We start from the raw sequence: 18331 nt of genomic DNA on the forward strand, positions 1-18331 counted from the left end.
CCTCGATGTTTGAAACAAGGCAACAGAATTCAGCTTGGCGCATCTTTTTGCGCATGGCTGAAACAACCTTTGTTGCCTCGGCCCGAAAAGTGCGTGGGACGCATCGCAATGCGATCATCGCATTGCTGTTGACCATCTTTCAGGCAGTTCTGTTTGTTGGCAGTTTCTACCTGATTTTTGCCGTTATGGGCATGCGCGAGGCCGCCATTCGTGGCGATTACATGCTCTACCTGCTATCAGGCATCTACATTTACATGGGCCATATCAAAGCCTTGAGTGCGGTGGCGGGATCAGAAGGGCCCACATCGCCTATGATGCAACACGCACCGATGAACACAATTGTGGCGATTTTATCGGGGGCGCTGTCTTCGCTCTATACCAACACGTTGGCGTTGCTGGTGCAGTTGTTCATCCTGCACAGCTTGATCCAACCAATCGAAATCCATGATTGGTCCTTTGCCTTCATGCTGTATTTGCTTGGGTGGTTTTCTGGCTGCGCAGTCGGAACAATTTTCCTTGCGATGAAGCCTTGGGCACCTGATTTGGCCAAGATCCTCCAACAAATCTATGTTCGCCTGAACATGATCGCATCAGGCAAGATGTTTGTCGCCAATATGATGCCTGGCATCATTATCTCGATGCTCGACTGGAACCCTTTATTCCATATCATTGACCAGATGCGCGGGGCGATGTTCGTGAATTACTTCCCGCATCATTCCAACTGGCAATATCCTGTGATCATGTCGATTGCCTTTTTGATGATCGGCTTGATCGCCGAATTCTACACGCGGCAACGTGCCTCGGCATCTTGGGATGCTGGCCGATAAGCGGCTGGTGGTCCGTCAGGTCACAACCCTCAGCGTAAGGTTAATGCGCCCACCCTTAGGCAGCAAAGTGGAGCTTTCAGGTTTCACGCGGTCAATGCCGTGATATCGAAGCCGCGCCTCGCCACCCATCACCATCACATCGCCTGACCTCAGCCAAACGGATTCAGTCTTGCCGCCCCGCGTATCATTGCCGATCCGAAAAAGGGCCTCATCCCCCAGCGAGATCGAGACAACTGGTTGCGAGAAATCCTGTTCGTCACGGTCCTGATGCAGGCCCATGCGCGCTGCGTCCGAGTAGAAATTCACCAAGCAGGATTGGGGATCGCGGGCCTCAGGCACGACTTCCCGCCAGATGGACAACACCGATGCGGGGATGGCGGGCCAATTGACGCCCGTGGGGTGGGTTTTCTCGTATCGATACCCGCGACGATCAGAAACCCATCCAAATTCACCTGCCGAGGTCATCCTCACAGACATTTTTTGCCCCCGCGAGGTCTCAGGTGAAAATAAAGGGGCCTGCTCCACAATATGTCTGATAACGGCAACCAGTGCTTCCTGTTCTTCAGGGCTTAAAAACCCCGAAAACAGGTCGATTCCCCGAATTGCTGTCTTGTCGAATTGTCGCATGATCACCCGCTTTCGCTATCTCCCTAACCAAGATTGCGCAGTTTCGGGAATTTTCCAGTGCCCCCGCGGCTTGCAGGCCCTTTTTTGCATCCCTATATACGCCCAGAAACCTGCTGGAATATGCATTCCGGCAATGACTAGGGCGGTAAGGGGGCCATAACGGACCCAGCCCGCCAGTTCGCTTGAAGAAAAAGGGACCTAAGAGACATGGCCAAAGTAATTGGTATCGACCTCGGCACCACCAACTCCTGTGTTGCAATCATGGATGGATCGCAACCTCGCGTTATCGAAAACTCTGAGGGTGCGCGTACAACCCCCTCGATCGTTGGCTTCACAGATGATGAGCGTCTGGTTGGCCAGCCTGCAAAACGTCAGGCTGTCACCAACCCCGAAAACACCGTTTTCGCGGTTAAGCGCCTGATTGGCCGTCGCATGGGCGACGAAGCCGTCGAAAAAGATAAAAAGCTCGTGCCTTACAAAATTGTCGATGGCGGCAATGGCGATGCATGGGTTGAAGTGAATGGCGAGAAATTCAGCCCTTCGCAAATCTCGGCCAGCATCCTGACCAAGATGAAAGAAACCGCTGAGGCCTATCTCGGCGAAGATGTGACGCAAGCCGTTATCACTGTGCCTGCCTATTTCAACGACGCCCAGCGTCAGGCGACCAAAGACGCCGGCAAGATCGCGGGCCTCGAAGTTCTGCGCATCATCAACGAGCCGACAGCCGCAGCCTTGGCCTATGGTCTCGACAAGAAAGAAACCAAAACCATCGCGGTCTACGACCTTGGTGGCGGGACTTTCGACATCACCATCCTCGAAATCGACGATGGTTTGTTCGAAGTGAAATCGACCAATGGCGACACCTTCCTTGGTGGTGAAGACTTCGACATGCGGATCGTGAACTACCTCGCGGATGAGTTCAAAAAAGAGCATGGCGTTGACCTGACCGATGACAAAATGGCGCTTCAGCGTCTGAAGGAAGCTGCTGAAAAAGCGAAGATCGAATTGTCGTCCTCGTCGCAGACCGAAATCAACCAGCCCTTCATCTCAATGGGATCGAATGGTCAGCCTTTGCACATGGTCATGAAACTGACCCGCGCAAAGCTGGAAAGCCTTGTGAACGACCTGATCAAAGCGTCGATGAAGCCCTGCCAAGCTGCTTTGAAAGACGCGGGCCTGAGCAAAGGCGATATCGACGAGATCGTTCTCGTTGGCGGCATGACCCGTATGCCCAAGGTTATTGAGGAAGTGACCTCTTTCTTCGGCAAGGAGCCCCATAAAGGCGTGAACCCTGACGAAGTTGTTGCCATGGGCGCTGCCATTCAGGCGGGTGTTCTTCAGGGCGATGTGAAAGATGTTGTTCTTCTCGACGTGACGCCTTTGTCGCTTGGTATTGAAACGCTTGGCGGTGTCTTCACCCGTCTGATCGATCGCAATACAACGATCCCGACGAAGAAAAGCCAGGTTTTCTCGACTGCCGAAGACAACCAGAGCGCTGTTACAATCCGCGTTTTCCAAGGTGAGCGCGAGATGGCGGCCGACAACAAGATGCTCGGCCAGTTCAATCTCGAAGATATCCCGCCCTCGCCACGTGGCCTGCCGCAGATCGAGGTGACTTTCGACATCGACGCCAATGGCATCGTGTCGGTCTCCGCGAAGGATAAGGGCACGGGCAAAGAGCAGAATATCACTATTCAGGCATCGGGTGGTCTGGATGACGCTGATATCGAACGCATGATCCGTGAAGCCGAGGAAAATTCCGAGGCCGACAAGGAGCGTAAGGAACTGGTTGAAGCGAAGAACCAAGCCGAAAGCCTGATCCATTCGACCCAGAAATCGCTTGAGGAACATGGCGACAAGGTTGACCCGACCACCGTCGAAGCCATCGAATTGGCGATCAAGAACCTCGAAGAGCAGCTTGAGACCGAACAGGCCTCCAAGATCAAAGGTGGCATCCAGAACGTGACCGAAGCGGCCATGAAACTGGGTGAAGCGATCTACAAAGCTCAGGAAGAGGCGAATGAGGGTGGCGAAGATGGCCCTGCGGATGTTGATGATGATATCCTCGACGCCGATTTCGAAGATCTCGACGACAAAAAGAACTCGTAATCACATGGACTGACCCTGTGAGGCCGGCCTGGGACCCCCTTGGCCGGCCCATCTATTCAGAGAGAGGCAAGACCGAATGTCCAAGCGTGATTACTATGAGCTTCTCGGTGTTGAACGCGGCGCTTCCGCGGATGAGATCAAAAAAGGCTATCGCAAGAAGGCCAAAGAGCTTCACCCCGATCGCAATTCCGACAACCCGAACGCCGAAGCTCAGTTCAAAGAAGTTAACGAAGCTTACGAAATCCTGAAGGATGCCGAGAAGAAGGCAGCCTATGACCGTTTCGGGCATGCTGCTTTTGATGGTGGCATGGCTGGTGGTCCCCGCGCAGGTGGTGGACCTGGTGGAGGTGATTTCGCCAGCGCATTCTCGGATGTGTTCGAGGATTTGTTCGGCGATTTCATGGGTGGCGGCGGTGGCCGTGGCGGGCGCGGCGGTGGCCAGCGTGCGACCAGAGGCTCCGACCTTCGCTATAATCTCCGTATATCCCTCGAAGAAGCTTTCGCAGGTGTGAAACGCAACATCGTGGTTCCAACATCTGTCAGCTGTTCAGGCTGTTCAGGTTCGGGATCAGAAGGCGGGGCCGAACCTGTGACCTGCCCCACCTGTTCGGGTATGGGCAAGGTCCGCGCACAGCAAGGCTTCTTCACGGTCGAGCGCACCTGCCCAACCTGTTCGGGTATGGGACAGATCGTCAAAAACCCTTGCCGCACCTGTGGTGGTTCGGGCCGCGAGCATGAAGAGCGCAATATCACAGCCACCATTCCACCCGGCGTGGAAACGGGCACGCGTATCCGCCGCTCGGGTGAGGGCGAGGCTGGTCTTCGTGGCGGACCCTCAGGTGATCTCTATATTTTCATCGAAGTGACCGAGCATCAGATATTCAAACGCGAAGGCATGGATCTGTTCTGCGGGGTTCCCGTATCCATGGTGACCGCTACCCTTGGCGGTGACATCGAAGTGCCCACAATCGACGGTGGTCGCAGCCGTGTGAAGGTGCATGAAGGCTCACAATCAGGCCGTCAGATGCGCCTTCGGGGCAAAGGCATGCCTGCGGTGCGTGGCGGTGGTTCAGGTGATATGTATATCGAATTGCAGGTCGAAACGCCTGTGAACCTGACCTCCGAGCAGAAAGAAGTTCTCAAGCAGTTTGGTGAAAACTGCGGTCAATCGAACAACCCCCATGCAAGCGGGTTCTTCGATAAGGTGAAAACCTTCTGGGAAAATATGAAAAGCTGAATTGAAAACAGGCGGGCCGCACAACCATGGGCCCGCCTGTTTTAAGTCACTTGCCGATTTCGCAAGCCGCCATCACAGCCATATTCAAAATGTCATTCGCGGTCGAAACCGTGGAACACACCTGAACAGGCCGATCGAGCCCTGTCAAAATCGGGCCGATCACAGTCGCGCCCGCCATTTCCTGCATCAGCTTAACCGAAATCGACGCGGAATGGCGCGCTGGCACGACCAAAACATTTGCGGGACCCGAAAGTTTCGCGAAAGGGTAATTGGCCAGAACATCCGCATTCAGCGCCACATCGACAGTCATTTCACCATCAAACTCGAAATCAACACCTTCTTCAGCCAGAATTGCAGGCGCATGACCCATTTTTACTGCGCGTTCCGATACCGGATAGCCAAAGGTCGAAAAGCTGACAAACGCCACGCGTGGATCAAGACCCAGCGCTTTTGCTACGCCCGCACCACGCTTTGCAATCAGGGCCAAATCCTCGGCCTCAGGCCATTCATGAACCAGCGTATCTCCGATCAGCAAAATCTTGCCCTTATGCAGCAAAGCCGTGACACCAACCGCGCCGTCCTTAGCGCTCACGTCAAAGACATGCCCCAAAAGGCCAAGCACATGCGCTGATTTGCGGGTCGCCCCCGTCACCAAACCATCGCCATGGCCATGGGCCAGCATCAAGGCCGAAAAAACATGCCTGTCGCGCGCGGCAAGGCGGTGAATATCGGTTCGATCAAAGCCCTTCCGCTGCAATCGGGAATAGAGCAGATCCTTGTAGCGGGGCAGATGAACGGTGTTGGCTGCATTCACAATCTCCAGCTCACGCACGGCATCTGCTAGACCTGCCTCCTCCAGCTTTTCCTTCACATCTGCTTCTCGGCCAACCACCAGCGATTTGCCCAAACCATTGCGCTGATAGGCAACGGCAGCGCGCAGCACGCGGATGTCATCACCCTCGGCAAAGATCATCCGCGCCTGTGCATTGCGCGCGCGAGCATAGACGGATTGTAGGATGGAAGATGTCGGATCCATCCTTGCCTGCAAGCTTTCGCTATAAGCCTCCAGATCAAGGATCGGACGACGCGCAACGCCAGTATCCATCCCCGCCCGCGCAACGGCAGTAGGGATTTTATGGATCAAGCGTGGATCAAAAGGCGCGGGGATAATGTAGTCGCGGCCAAATGCCAGTTTGCGACCATAGGCCATTGCAACCTCGTCAGGCACATCTTCGCGGGCAAGCTCGGCCAAGGCACGGGCACAAGCGATCTTCATCTCGTCATTAATGGCGCGGGCGTGAATGTCCAACGCCCCACGGAAGAGGTATGGAAAGCCCAGCACATTGTTCACTTGGTTGGGGTAATCCGAGCGGCCAGTTGCAACAATCGCATCAGGGCGCACTTCATGGGCCTCTTCAGGGGTAATTTCAGGGTCAGGGTTGGCCATCGCGAAAATCACGGGGTTTTCCGCCATGCTTTTTACCATATCCTGCGTCACAGCCCCTTTAACCGAAACACCTAGGAAAACATCGGCACCCGCCATTGCCTCTTCAAGCGAGCGGAGTTCCGTTTTAACGGCATGGGCCGATTTCCACTGGTTCATACCCTCGGTACGACCTTGGTAGATCACGCCCTTGGTGTCGCAGGTGATGCAATTATCATGTTTCGCACCCATGGATTTCAGCAATTCAATACATGCAATTCCCGCAGCACCAGCGCCGTTGAGAACGATCTTACAATCCTCGATTTTCTTGCCTGACAGATGCAATGCATTCAAAAGCCCAGCCGCACAAATTACGGCGGTGCCATGCTGGTCATCATGGAAAACAGGGATATCCATGATCTCTTTCAAGCGGCTCTCAATAATGAAGCATTCAGGCGCTTTGATATCTTCCAGATTGATCCCGCCAAAAGTCGGGCCCATCAAACGCACCGCGTTAATGAATTCCTCAGGGTCTTCGGTATCCAGCTCAATATCGATGGAGTTGATATCAGCGAACCGTTTGAACAGAACCGCCTTGCCTTCCATCACAGGCTTGGATGCCAGAGCGCCCAAATTCCCAAGGCCCAGAACCGCCGTACCGTTCGAGATTACGGCGACCATATTGCCCTTGGTGGTATAGTCATACGCCGCTTCGGGGTTTTCGGCGATCACCTCACAAGGCACCGCAACACCGGGCGAATAGGCGAGACTCAGATCGCGTTGCGTTGTCATCGCTGTTGAGGCCTGTACATCAATTTTACCTGGCCGAGGCTCAAGATGATAAGAAAGCGCCTCTTCACGCGTGATCTTGAGTTTATCTGACATTTCAATGAATTCCTCTCTAATCCGAGGGTTTCATAACGTCAGAGAAGAAGAGCCACAACATCAGCCTTTTGCCGCTTCAATCCCGACGCGGGGCTTTGTAGGCTGTGCTCTAGAAAACGGGGGCGTTCATGACCGCGCAAGTCACACCAATGATGGCACAATATCTTGAGATAAAGGCGCAGCATCGCGATGCGCTTTTGTTTTACCGCATGGGTGACTTTTACGAGATGTTTTTCGATGACGCGGTCGCCGCATCCGAGGCTTTGGATATCGCGCTGACCAAGCGTGGAAAGCATGATGGCGAAGATATCGCGATGTGTGGTGTGCCACATCACGCTGCCGAAGGCTATTTCCTGACCTTGATCCGCAAAGGCTTTCGCGTTGCGGTCTGCGAGCAGATGGAAAACCCCGCCGAGGCCAAGAAACGCGGCTATAAAGCGGTGGTGCGCCGCGAAGTTGTGCGCCTCGTCACCCCAGGAACGCTGACAGAAGACAGTCTGCTTGATGCAAGACGGCATAATTTTCTTGCCGCCTATGCAGAAGTGCGGGGCGAAGGGGCCTTGGCTTGGACAGATATTTCAACAGGCGCCTTCCATGTGTTGGAATGCTCACCCACGAGATTGGGGCCTGAGCTTGCACGGCTCTCGCCGCGCGAGGTGCTTGTTTCTGACGGTTTGGAAGAAATGCGGATCGAGCTGATCGAAGAAATAGGGGCATCGGTAACCCGCCTTTCCCCCACCAGTTTCGACAGCGCCAGCGCCGAAGAGCGGCTGAAATCTCTTTTTAAGGTCAAAACCCTCGAGCCTTTTGGCGAATTTGATCGCTCCAGCCTCGCTGCCATGGGGGCCGTGGTGGATTACCTTGATATCACGCAAAAGGGGAACTTGCCCCTGCTGCGGCCACCATCACGGCAATTTGCAAGTCGCGTCATGCAGATTGATGCCGCAACCCGCCGTAATCTGGAACTGACAAGCAGCTTATCGGGTGGGCGTTCAGGCAGCCTGTTGGCCACCATTGATCGAAGCCTTACAGCGGCAGGTGGCCGTCTGTTGGAGCGTCGTATTTCGAGCCCAAGCTGCATGTTAGAGACTATTCTGGCACGCCATGACGCCGTTGAATTCGCGCTCTCTGACAGTCGCTTGTCAGCAGATTTGCGGGAAATTCTGCGCAAAGCGCCTGACATGGATCGCGCCCTTTCGCGGCTGGCACTGGACCGCGCTGGCCCAAGGGACCTGACCGCCATTCGCGCAGGGCTTGCACAAGCGCTTTCGATCCATTCCGCGATCCAAACCAAGGATTTGCCCGAGCTATGGTCAAAAGCCACTGATGCCTTGCTTGGCCATGATGATCTGGTCAGCCTTCTGGATGATGCGCTGATCGCAGAGCCACCTATTTTTGCCCGCGATGGTGGCTTTATCGCCTCGGGGTATCATTCCGAACTGGATGAAGCGCGGCAGCTTCGCGATGAGGGCCGAAGTGTCGTGGCCTCCATGCAGGCTGAATATATCGAGCTTTGCGGCGTTCAATCGCTGAAAATCAAGCATAACAACGTTTTGGGCTATTTCATCGAAACAACGGCGACCCATGCCGAGAAGATGATGAACCCGCCTTTATCCGAAACCTTCATTCATCGGCAAACCACCGCGAACGCGGTGCGGTTCACGACGGTTCCCTTATCCGAGCTGGAAACCAAGATCCTGAATGCAGGCAATCGTGCGTTGGAATTGGAAAAAGAACTTTTCCAAGACCTGCGAAATGCGGTTCTCGCTCTGCATGAGAAAATCAGTATGGCCTCATCTGCCTTGGCCGAGATTGATCTGTACCTTGCCTTGGCCGATCTCGCGCGGAGCGAGGATTGGGTCAGGCCAAGAATGGATGACAGCCGTGCCTTCGATATCTCGGGCGGGCGTCATCCTGTTGTCGAAGCCGCCCTTCGCAAATCAGGGGAGCCCTTCATCGCAAATGATACGGATCTGAGCGCTGACGGCTCTGAGGCTGCGATTGTCTTGCTCACAGGTCCGAATATGGCGGGTAAATCGACCTTTTTGCGCCAGAACGCTTTGATCGCGATTTTGGCTCAAATGGGCAGTTTCGTGCCTGCTCGGGCGGCCCATATTGGCTTGGTCAGCCAAGTTTTCACACGTGTTGGAGCCTCGGATGATCTGGCGCGGGGCAGGTCGACCTTCATGGTAGAAATGGTCGAAACCGCCACGATTTTGAACCAAGCCGATGCCCGCGCCTTGGTCATTCTAGATGAGATTGGTCGCGGCACCGCCACCTATGACGGTTTGTCGATTGCTTGGGCCACTTTGGAACATATGCATGATGTGAATACATGCCGCGCGCTTTTTGCAACGCATTACCATGAGATGACTTCGCTGGCAGGTCGTCTGCAAGGCGTGTCCAATGCCACTGTTTCAGTCAAGGAATGGGAAGGTGACATCGTCTTCCTGCATGAGGTTAAAGCAGGTGCCGCTGATCGGTCATATGGGGTTCAGGTGGCAAAGCTTGCAGGCCTGCCTGATGCTGTGATCCTGCGCGCGCAAGACGTGCTGGAAGCCTTGGAGAAGGGCGAGCGTGAAGGCGAAGATCGAAAGCAGACCTTGATCGATGATTTGCCACTTTTCTCGGCCACGCCAGCGCCCAGTCAGCCAGTTGGCGGCACTTCAGAGATCGAGGAAAAACTACGCGCGGTGCATCCCGATGAGATGACCGCGCGCGATGCTTTGTCTTTGATGTATGAGCTGAAATCCCTGCTGAAAGAGCAGTGATCAGCTTGCAGGTGTGGAAGACACGCCGACTTGCGCGGGGCGAAGCAAACGATCGTGCAACATAAAGCCTTCGGCCATCACCTGAATGATCTCACCCGCTTTCGTTCCGGGAACAGGGGCTTCGAACATCGCTTGGTGAATCTGCGGGTCAAAAACATCGCCGTTTTCAGGGGCAACCGGCGTAATGCCATGCTTTGAAAACACGCTGAGCAATTCGCGCAGGGTCAGTTCGACACCCTCAATCACGCCACCCGCCACTTCTCGCTGCGCATCATCGACAACATCCAGCGCACGGCGAAGATTATCGTAAACGGGAAGAAGATCACGCGACATTTTCGAGGAACCGTAATGCTCGGCTTCTCGGCGGTCACGTTCGGCCCGTTTGCGAACATTCTCTGATTCCGCCAGCGTGCGCAAAAGCTGATCTTTGAGTTGATCACGCTCTTCAATAATCGCGTCGACATTTGCAGAAGGAAGATCTTCCTCTTCAAGCTCGGCCTCATAGGCTGCCGCTTCTGCTTCTTCCAATGCTTCAACATCGTCCAGGAATGGATCTTCCTTGGGGTCTGCCATTTTTTAACCTCTTATCCGCGGTCGGAGATGAGTTTCCCGACCAGCTGTGCGGTGTAGTCCACAATCGGAACGATCCGGCCATAATTAAGCCGCGTAGGGCCAATAACGCCGACCGCACCGACAATTTTACGATCAGAGTTCATATAGGGAGATACCACCAGAGAGGAACCCGAAAGTGAAAATAACTTGTTCTCAGAACCGATAAAAATGCGCACACCATCACCTTCCTCGGTCAGTTCAAGGAAATCGGTGATATCGCGCTTGCGCTCAAGGTCATCAAACAGGGTTCTGATGCGTTCAAGATCCTCGGCTTCTTGGCTTTCGGGCAACAAATTGGCGCGGCCGCGCACGATCAAGCGTTCGCTTTGCTCGCCCGAACCATCCCAAATCGCCATGCCTGATTCGATGAGGTTTTGGGCGAGGGCATCAATCTCGTGCCGGTGTTTGGTAACCTCGGCCTCCATCACGCGGCGGAGTTCACTGATGGTCCGCCCCTCAGCCAGTGAATTTAGAAAATTCGCGGCTTCACGCATGGAACTGGGTGTGTGGCCCATGGGGGGATTAAACAGGCGGTTCTCGACATGGCCATCGGCGAAAACCAAAACAACCAAGGCCCGATCAGGCGAGAGCGAGACAAATTCAATATGTTTGATCGGGGCCTCGTATTTGGGCGCCAAAACAAGGCTCGCCCCTTGGGTAATACCCGACAAAGCCGAGCCGATACGATCAAGCATACCGCCTACATTATCGGAATTATCACCAAGATTGGCATTCAGCCTGTCGCGATCTTCGGCATCGACATCACCAACCTCCAAAAGCCCGTCAACGAACATCCGCAACCCCAGCTGCGTAGGAACTCGCCCCGCAGACACATGCGGGCTGCCGACAAGACCCAACAGTTCCAAATCCTGCATTACATTGCGAACGGTTGCCGCCGAGACATTCTCGGACAGGCTGCGCGTCAGCGTGCGGGACCCAACAGGCGCGCCCGATTCCAGATAGGCTTCGACCACGCGGCGAAACACCTCGCGTGAACGGTCATTCATCTCGGATAATGTGGTCGACGGCTCTGTCATTTTAGGGGCTTTTCCTGAGCAAGCACATTTGAGGCAAGTGTCTTAGAGGTCAATCGGGGTTGCAACCTTATACCCACTGCGATTATCCCACTTAAATACCCTTACAGGAGATACCTATGCGTCCTTCCGGCCGAAACCTAGACGAGATGCGCCCGATTTCCATCGAAACCGGAGTGCTTGCACATGCCGAAGGATCTTGCTTGATCAAATGCGGTGATACGCATGTTCTTTGCACAGCATCCCTTGAGGAGCGTGTTCCCCCATTTCTGCGCAATACCGGCCTTGGTTGGGTAACCGCCGAATACGGTATGCTGCCCCGTGCAACCCATACCCGAATGCGCCGCGAAGCGGCTGCCGGCAAGCAATCAGGTCGGACGCAAGAAATCCAACGCCTGATCGGGCGGTCCCTACGCGCAGGCGTTGATCGCTCGGCCTTGGGGGAGCGGCAGATCACCGTTGATTGCGATGTCATCCAAGCCGATGGCGGCACGCGCTGCGCCTCGATCACAGGCGGTTGGGTTGCGCTGCGTTTGGCTGTGAACAAACTGCTGAAAGCAGGCGATATTGTCAGCGATCCGATTGTTGAAAATGTTGCAGCCATTTCCTGCGGTATTTATGCAGGCCAGCCCGTGCTTGACCTTGATTATCCTGAGGATAGCGAAGCAGGCACGGATGGCAATTTTGTCATGACAGGCGGCGGTCAAATGATCGAATTGCAAGCCAGCGCCGAAGGTTCGACCTTCTCACCAGATGAATTCGCGTCGATGTTGGCTCTGGCCAATAAAGGTGTGGCTGAATTGGTGGCCGCACAAAACGAGGCGGTTGCCTGATATGAGAAAATTCCTCGGCGATACGCTTTTGGTTGCGACCCATAATCAGGGTAAATTGGAAGAAATCGCCGATCTTCTCTCAGGGTTCGGGATCAAAGTGACCTCCGCCAAGGAACATAACCTTCCCGAACCTGAAGAGACGGGCACCACTTTCGTCGAAAACGCGCGGACCAAAGCGCATGCAGCCGCGAAAGCAACGGGTCTACCGTCATTGTCGGATGATAGCGGCATTGCGATCGATGCGTTGAACGGCGCCCCCGGTGTTTATACCGCCGATTGGGCCGAGACACCAAATGGTCGTGATTTCATCATGGCTATGGAGCGCACACATCGTGAGCTGGAAGAAATATCCGCACCTTACCCTCGGACAGCGCAGTTTTGCTGTACTCTCGTTCTTGCTTGGCCAGATGGACATGATGAAGTTTTCCCTGGCGTTATGCCTGGCCAACTGGTTTGGCCGATGCGGGGTGAGCAGGGCCATGGGTATGACCCGATTTTCCAACCGGATGGGTATGACATAACCTTTGGCGAGATGGATCGTTGGGAAAAGAACAAAATCAGCCATCGTGCTGATGCTTTCCGCAAGCTGGTCAAAGCCTTTGAACGCGACTGAAGATTGGATGAATGGGGGCTTTGGCCTCTACATCCATTGGCCGTTTTGTCAGGCCAAATGCCCCTACTGCGATTTCAACTCCCATGTTGTGAGCAGCATTGATCATCAGCGTTGGACAAAGGCCTATCTGTCCGAGATTGACCGTATTGCCGATGAAACCCAAGGACGTGTCCTGAATTCTGTGTTCTTTGGGGGTGGGACGCCCTCGATGATGCATCCCGACACTGTCGCTGCCATTATCGAAAAGCTCAAAAGCCGCTGGTCCTGTGCCAATGATCTTGAAATCACCCTCGAAGCCAATCCGACCTCCGTCGAGGCAGGGCGTTTCAAAGGGTATCGCGATGGTGGCGTCTCTCGGGTTTCGATGGGAATTCAATCCCTTAGGGATGAACCTTTACGGCTTTTAGGGCGCCTTCATTCCGTCGCAGAGGCCAAACAAGCCATTGATATCGCAAGAAAAACCTTTGATCGCATCAGTTTTGATCTGATCTATGCACGCCAATATCAAACGGCGGATGACTGGAAAGCAGAACTCTCTGAGGCGCTTGCGATGAGTGTTGATCATCTCTCGCTCTATCAACTGACCGTTGAAGACGGCACAGCCTTTGGAACCCGCTTCGCTGCGGGCAAGCTTCCAGGGCTACCTAGTGAAGATCTGGGCGCGGAACTATATGAAATCACACAAGAATTTTGCGAACAAGCTGGGATGCCCGCTTATGAGGTTTCAAACCATGCCAGTGATATGGCTTGGTCACGGCATAACCTGATCTATTGGCGTTACGGCGATTACGCGGGCATCGGGCCCGGCGCGCATGGTAGGCTGACATTGAACAATCAGCGCATGGCTACGACAACTCCGCTTGCTCCAACCGAATGGCTAAAGCGCGTAGAGGAATTCGGAAATGGCGAAGACCCCCGCGAATTGATCAAGGCGAAGGACCAAGCGCTTGAAGCTTTGCTTATGGGGCTTCGACTGAGCGAAGGGGTCTCTATCAGGCGAATAGAGACTATTTTTAACGGCATTCTTGACCCCTCAAAGCTGGAATATTTGGGTGATCTCGGCCTGATTTCCATTGATCAGGATCGATTACAGGTCAGCCACAAGGGCCGACCTGTTCTGAATGGCGTTCTTAGAGAATTAACCGCTTAATCGCGCTGCGATCCGTTCAAAAGCCTCATCAGATCATCAAGGGCTTCCAAGTCCTTGTATTCAATCGTGATTTTGCCTTTTCCCGTATCAGCGCTGTGATCAATTGCCACTTTGGTTCCCAAAGCAGCGGATAGATCACTCTCCAAGGCACGGGTGTCAGCATCCTTGTCAGAAGAAGCGTTTGCCTTTGTTTTCTTAGGCTTCTCGGCTGTCGTGCCGCTTACAGCCGCCAATTTCTCCGCGTCGCGGACAGAAAGACCTTTGGCAACGATTTCACGGGCCAATTCGGAAGCATTAGGCAAAGTGATCAAGGCTCGCGCATGCCCCGCAGAGAGCTGACCAGCCGTCAGCATAGCTTGCACATCTTCTGGCAATTGCAGCAACCGCATCAAGTTCGCGATATGACTGCGGCTTTTACCCATCGCAGTCGCCAATTTCTCCTGCGTATGACCAAAGCGGTCAATCAACTGGCGATACCCTGTGGCCTCTTCCACTGGATTAAGGTCAGCACGCTGAATATTCTCGATAATCGCAATCTCAAGAACTTCTGCATCGTCAAAGTCCCGAATGATGACGGGAAGATCATGCAATTGCGCAATTTGCGAGGCGCGCCAACGGCGTTCACCGGCAACGATCTGATATTGATCAGCCTGACCAGGAGCAGGGCGTACGATCAGAGGCTGGATTACGCCTTTTTCCTTGATCGAATTCGCCAGCTCATTCAGGGCTTCATCGGTGAAGCTGCGGCGGGGCTGATCGGGGTTAGGATGGATAGATTCAATCGGCAAACGCGCATCAGGCCGACGTGGGGAAGGGGTTGCATCAGAAGAAGGCGCATCGCCACTGGTTACATCGGCGTCGATATCGGACATTAGGGCCGACAGGCCGCGACCAAGACCCCGTTTTTCACGTTTACTCATGCATTTACTCCTTCACTTGCGCTTGCAGAATGGCGCGCGACAACTTCTTCCGCCAATTTCATATAAGCCTCACTGCCTTTGGAGGCTGCATCATATTCAAAAACCGACATCGCATAGGATGGCGCTTCGCTGAGGCGTACATTTCTAGGGATTTTGGTTTCAAACACCAATGATCCAAGCGTTTCGCGGGTATCTTCTTCGACCTGACGGCTCAGATTATTGCGCAGATCGAACATGGTGAGGACAACACCTTCGATCCTGAGATCGGGATTGGCCGTGTCGCGCACCTGCCGAACGGTCAGCATCAATTGCGAAAGTCCTTCAAGCGCGAAAAATTCCGATTGGAGGGGAACCAAAACAGCATGGGATGCGACCAGTGCGTTAACGGTCAGCAAACTCAGAGACGGCGGGCAATCAATCAGGATATAGTCATAGGCCGCTGTTGCCTCAGCAGAGAGGGCGTTTTTCAGCAAAAACACCTTCTTTTCATTATTCACCAGCTCAACATCCGCCGAGCTGAGATCGGTCGTCGCTGGCGAAATATCCAAGCCCTCAACACCGGTGGCTTGAATAACATCAGCCAGCGGCTGCCCTTCAAGGATCAGGTCATAGGTTGTGAGATCACGATCATCGATCCCAAGACCAGTTGACGCATTTCCCTGCGGATCAAGGTCCAGAATGAGGACTTTTTTACCCAGAAGGGCCAGACCAGCGCCCAGATTGATGGTGGTCGTGGTTTTCCCGACGCCGCCTTTCTGATTGGCGACCGAGATAATTCTGGGATGGGCTGGGTCAGACACGCGACAGATCTCCAATTTCAACTATGCGTCCGTCTGTACTTGTCAGACTAGGATGAGTTTCTAATGACATTTGCCAAATTTCTTTGGCTTCAATGATCTCTTGCTCAGCATTTGCGCCCTTAAGAAAAAGGCATCTACCGTCTGGCGCAAGATGAGGGAACGCCAAATCGCATAGACGTTGCAGATCGGCCAAAGCCCGCGCAGAAATGATGTTCGCGTTCTGCGCGGGCGCATCTTCCACACGCCGCGTCAGAACAGCAACCTTTACGCCGCATATACGGGCAACCTCACGAATAAAAGCGCCTTTGCGAAGGTCGGATTCAATAAAGGTGAATGAAAGGTCGGGCGCGAATTCACTGGCCATAATAGCGCAGACGAGGCCCGGAAAGCCCGCGCCGCTGCCGATATCCAACCAAGATCCACTATCTACATGCCGCAGCTTGAACACTTGCGCTGAATCAAGGATATGGCGTTCCCAGACATGAGGGATCGTCGAGGGAGCGATGAGATTGATCGCTTTCTGCCATTTCAGCAGCGCGGCAACGTATGACTCCAGCTTCTCCAATGTTTCACGTGAAACATCTGCCGCGATAATGCTCTGGGCGTCGTCTTCCGTCATGCGGATTTACGCTGATGCTGGCGCAATTTCACTAGCACGAGGCTCAGCGCTGCAGGTGTCATCCCGTCGATGCGGCCTGCCTGACCAAGCGTCGTCGGGCGTACAGCTGAAAGCTTCGACCTGATTTCATTGGAAAGGCCACCGATCGCGGCATAATCCATATCCTCAGGGATTTTCTGCGCCTCATCACGGGCGAGAGCTGCCACGTCACGCTCCTGACGTTCGATATAAGAGACATAAAGCGCCTCTCGCGAGATTTGATCGCGCGTGTCGCTGTCCAGCTCTGTCAATTCCGGCCAAATCGCATCTAGCTGGTCAAAGGTGATGTCCGGAAAGCCCAACAAATCTAGCGCTGTGCGGCGGCTGCCATCTTGATTGATGTTCAACCCATGCGCTTTGCCTTGGGTCGGCGTCACACTTTTTGAGGTGACCGCCTCGTATCCTTTGGAAAGGCGCTCCATTTTATCTTCAAACCGCACTTTGCGCTGTTCATCCACCAAACCAAGCTCAATCGCCCGAGGCGTCAAACGTTGATCCGCGTTATCAGCGCGCAGGCTCAACCGAAACTCCGCCCGCGAGGTAAACATGCGATAAGGCTCAGATACACCACGCGTTACAAGATCATCGACCATAACGCCGATATAGCTTTCACGGCGTGAGAATGTTTGTTCATCCTTACCCAAAGCCTTGGATGCCGCATTCAACCCTGCAACAAAGCCTTGCGCGGCGGCCTCCTCATACCCAGTCGTCCCGTTGATCTGGCCCGCAAGGAACAGGCCAGGGACTTCCCGCAATTCAAGAACGGGCGAGAGCGCGCGCGGATCAATGAAATCATATTCAATCGCATAACCAGGTTGCAGGATATCTGCATTTTCCAGACCTGTGATTGAGCGGACATAATCGATCTGCACGTCCTCGGGCAGAGAAGTCGAAATACCATTGGGGTAGATCGTATGATCCTCAAGGCCTTCGGGCTCTAGGAAGATCTGGTGCGAGGTTTTATCCGCGAAGCGCACGATCTTGTCTTCGATCGAAGGGCAATAACGCGGCCCGATCCCCTCGATATGCCCGCCATACATGGCAGAGCGATCGAGGTTATCGCGAATGATATCGTGAGTTTTCTCGTTTGTATGGGTGATGCCGCAGGATATCTGCCGCACATGCGGGCCATTGGACATGAAAGAGAACAGCGCTGGATCATCATCCGCGGGCTGCATATCCAAACCATCCCACGCAATTGTCCGGCCATCCAAGCGGGGAGGGGTCCCCGTTTTCAGCCTACCCATGGGAAGGTTGAACCCGTCCAAACGCTCGGCCAGCTTGACCGAGGGTTTTTCACCCATACGGCCACCTTCATGCGAACGGTCGCCGATGTGGATAACACCGCGCAAGAAGGTTCCTGTGGTTAAAACAGCTGACCTCGCGGGGATCTCGGCGCCATCGGCAAGGACAACACCCGCGAGAGACGCGCCATTCATCATCAGATCGGAGACTTCCCCCTCAATCACAGTGAGGTTGGGCACATCCCCCAGCAAGGATTGCATGGCGGATTTATACAAAGCGCGGTCAGATTGGGTGCGGGGGCCCTGAACAGCAGGCCCTTTCCGGCGGTTCAACAGACGAAACTGGATACCCGACATATCGGCGGCGATCCCCATAACGCCGCCAAGCGCATCGATTTCACGAACCAAATGGCCCTTACCCAAACCGCCAATAGCGGGATTGCAGGACATCACGCCGATGCCTGACTTGGACAGGGTAACCAGCGCTGTCTTGGCACCTGCGCGTGCGGAAGCATGAGCTGCCTCGCACCCCGCATGGCCACCGCCAATTACCACCACATCAAATGCATCATGTTTCACGTGAAACAT

At 54.2% G+C, this 18331-nt stretch carries 15 protein-coding genes; 7 read left to right on the forward strand and 8 right to left on the reverse strand.

Annotated elements, in window-relative coordinates; translation table 11 throughout:
* Nucleotides 1–53: 53 nt before the first annotated feature.
* Nucleotides 54–827, forward strand: coding sequence for an ABC transporter permease (locus ACTYEO_RS06110; protein ID WP_449322828.1), 774 nt, complete (start codon nucleotides 54–56; stop codon nucleotides 825–827).
* A gap of 15 nt (nucleotides 828–842) precedes the next feature.
* Here the strand turns inward: ACTYEO_RS06110 and ACTYEO_RS06115 are convergent, their stop codons facing one another.
* Complete coding sequence (locus ACTYEO_RS06115; RefSeq protein ID WP_449322829.1) at nucleotides 843–1454, reverse strand: alpha-ketoglutarate-dependent dioxygenase AlkB family protein; 612 nt, start codon at nucleotides 1452–1454, stop codon at nucleotides 843–845.
* Between the two features lie 207 nt (nucleotides 1455–1661).
* Between ACTYEO_RS06115 and dnaK the strand changes: the two genes are divergently transcribed.
* The gene (gene dnaK / locus ACTYEO_RS06120) at nucleotides 1662–3563 is read left to right on the forward strand and encodes a molecular chaperone DnaK (RefSeq protein WP_449322830.1); all 1902 of its coding nucleotides are present in this window, start codon (nucleotides 1662–1664) and stop codon (nucleotides 3561–3563) included.
* 76 nt (nucleotides 3564–3639) lie between these two features.
* Nucleotides 3640–4800 (forward strand): molecular chaperone DnaJ, encoded by a 1161-nt coding sequence (gene dnaJ / locus ACTYEO_RS06125; protein ID WP_449322831.1) that lies wholly within the window; start codon nucleotides 3640–3642, stop codon nucleotides 4798–4800.
* A 46-nt stretch (nucleotides 4801–4846) separates the two neighbouring features.
* On the opposite strand, the gene ACTYEO_RS06130 is transcribed toward dnaJ, so the two are convergent.
* The gene (locus tag ACTYEO_RS06130) at nucleotides 4847–7108 is read right to left on the reverse strand and encodes an NADP-dependent malic enzyme (protein ID WP_449322832.1); all 2262 of its coding nucleotides are present in this window, start codon (nucleotides 7106–7108) and stop codon (nucleotides 4847–4849) included.
* Between the two features lie 128 nt (nucleotides 7109–7236).
* Between ACTYEO_RS06130 and mutS the strand changes: the two genes are divergently transcribed.
* Nucleotides 7237–9879: a DNA mismatch repair protein MutS gene (gene mutS / locus ACTYEO_RS06135; RefSeq protein ID WP_449322833.1), complete on the forward strand. Its 2643-nt coding sequence runs from the start codon at nucleotides 7237–7239 to the stop codon at nucleotides 9877–9879.
* Here mutS and ACTYEO_RS06140 read toward each other — a convergent pair whose 3' ends face one another.
* A complete protein-coding gene (locus tag ACTYEO_RS06140) occupies nucleotides 9880–10452 on the reverse strand; it encodes a nucleotide exchange factor GrpE (protein WP_449322834.1) in 573 nt (190 codons plus the stop codon).
* 11 nt (nucleotides 10453–10463) lie between these two features.
* Nucleotides 10464–11528 (reverse strand): heat-inducible transcriptional repressor HrcA, encoded by a 1065-nt coding sequence (gene hrcA, locus ACTYEO_RS06145; RefSeq protein ID WP_449322835.1) that lies wholly within the window; start codon nucleotides 11526–11528, stop codon nucleotides 10464–10466.
* A gap of 116 nt (nucleotides 11529–11644) precedes the next feature.
* Between hrcA and rph the strand changes: the two genes are divergently transcribed.
* Genes rph through hemW form a run of 3 tightly spaced genes read left to right on the forward strand, consistent with a single transcriptional unit; the run spans nucleotide 11645 to nucleotide 14121 of the window.
* Nucleotides 11645–12358, forward strand: a complete 714-nt coding sequence (gene rph, locus ACTYEO_RS06150) for a ribonuclease PH (protein ID WP_449322836.1) — start codon at nucleotides 11645–11647, stop codon at nucleotides 12356–12358.
* A gap of 1 nt (nucleotide 12359) precedes the next feature.
* Entirely contained in the window at nucleotides 12360–12971 is a 612-nt protein-coding gene (gene rdgB / locus ACTYEO_RS06155; protein ID WP_449322837.1) for an RdgB/HAM1 family non-canonical purine NTP pyrophosphatase, read from the forward strand.
* Nucleotides 12931–14121 carry a radical SAM family heme chaperone HemW gene (gene hemW, locus ACTYEO_RS06160; protein ID WP_449323005.1) on the forward strand — a complete coding sequence of 397 codons (1191 nt, stop codon included), beginning with the start codon at nucleotides 12931–12933 and terminating at the stop codon, nucleotides 14119–14121. Before rdgB ends, hemW begins: the two co-directional genes overlap by 41 nt.
* Here the strand turns inward: hemW and ACTYEO_RS06165 are convergent.
* From ACTYEO_RS06165 to mnmG, 4 genes are read right to left on the reverse strand one after another with little or no spacing between them, the layout of a single operon-like run.
* A complete protein-coding gene (locus tag ACTYEO_RS06165; RefSeq protein ID WP_449322838.1) occupies nucleotides 14118–15041 on the reverse strand; it encodes a ParB/RepB/Spo0J family partition protein in 924 nt (307 codons plus the stop codon). The genes hemW and ACTYEO_RS06165 overlap by 4 nt on opposite strands.
* Nucleotides 15038–15841 (reverse strand): ParA family protein, encoded by an 804-nt coding sequence (locus ACTYEO_RS06170; RefSeq protein ID WP_449322839.1) that lies wholly within the window; start codon nucleotides 15839–15841, stop codon nucleotides 15038–15040. Before ACTYEO_RS06170 ends, ACTYEO_RS06165 begins: the two co-directional genes overlap by 4 nt.
* Nucleotides 15834–16460 (reverse strand): 16S rRNA (guanine(527)-N(7))-methyltransferase RsmG, encoded by a 627-nt coding sequence (rsmG, locus tag ACTYEO_RS06175; protein ID WP_449322840.1) that lies wholly within the window; start codon nucleotides 16458–16460, stop codon nucleotides 15834–15836. The genes ACTYEO_RS06170 and rsmG overlap by 8 nt, the downstream gene beginning before the upstream one ends.
* Nucleotides 16457–18331, reverse strand: a complete 1875-nt coding sequence (gene mnmG, locus ACTYEO_RS06180) for a tRNA uridine-5-carboxymethylaminomethyl(34) synthesis enzyme MnmG (protein ID WP_449322841.1) — start codon at nucleotides 18329–18331, stop codon at nucleotides 16457–16459. Before mnmG ends, rsmG begins: the two co-directional genes overlap by 4 nt.

It is taken from the genome of Rhodophyticola sp. SM2404, from assembly GCF_053570515.1.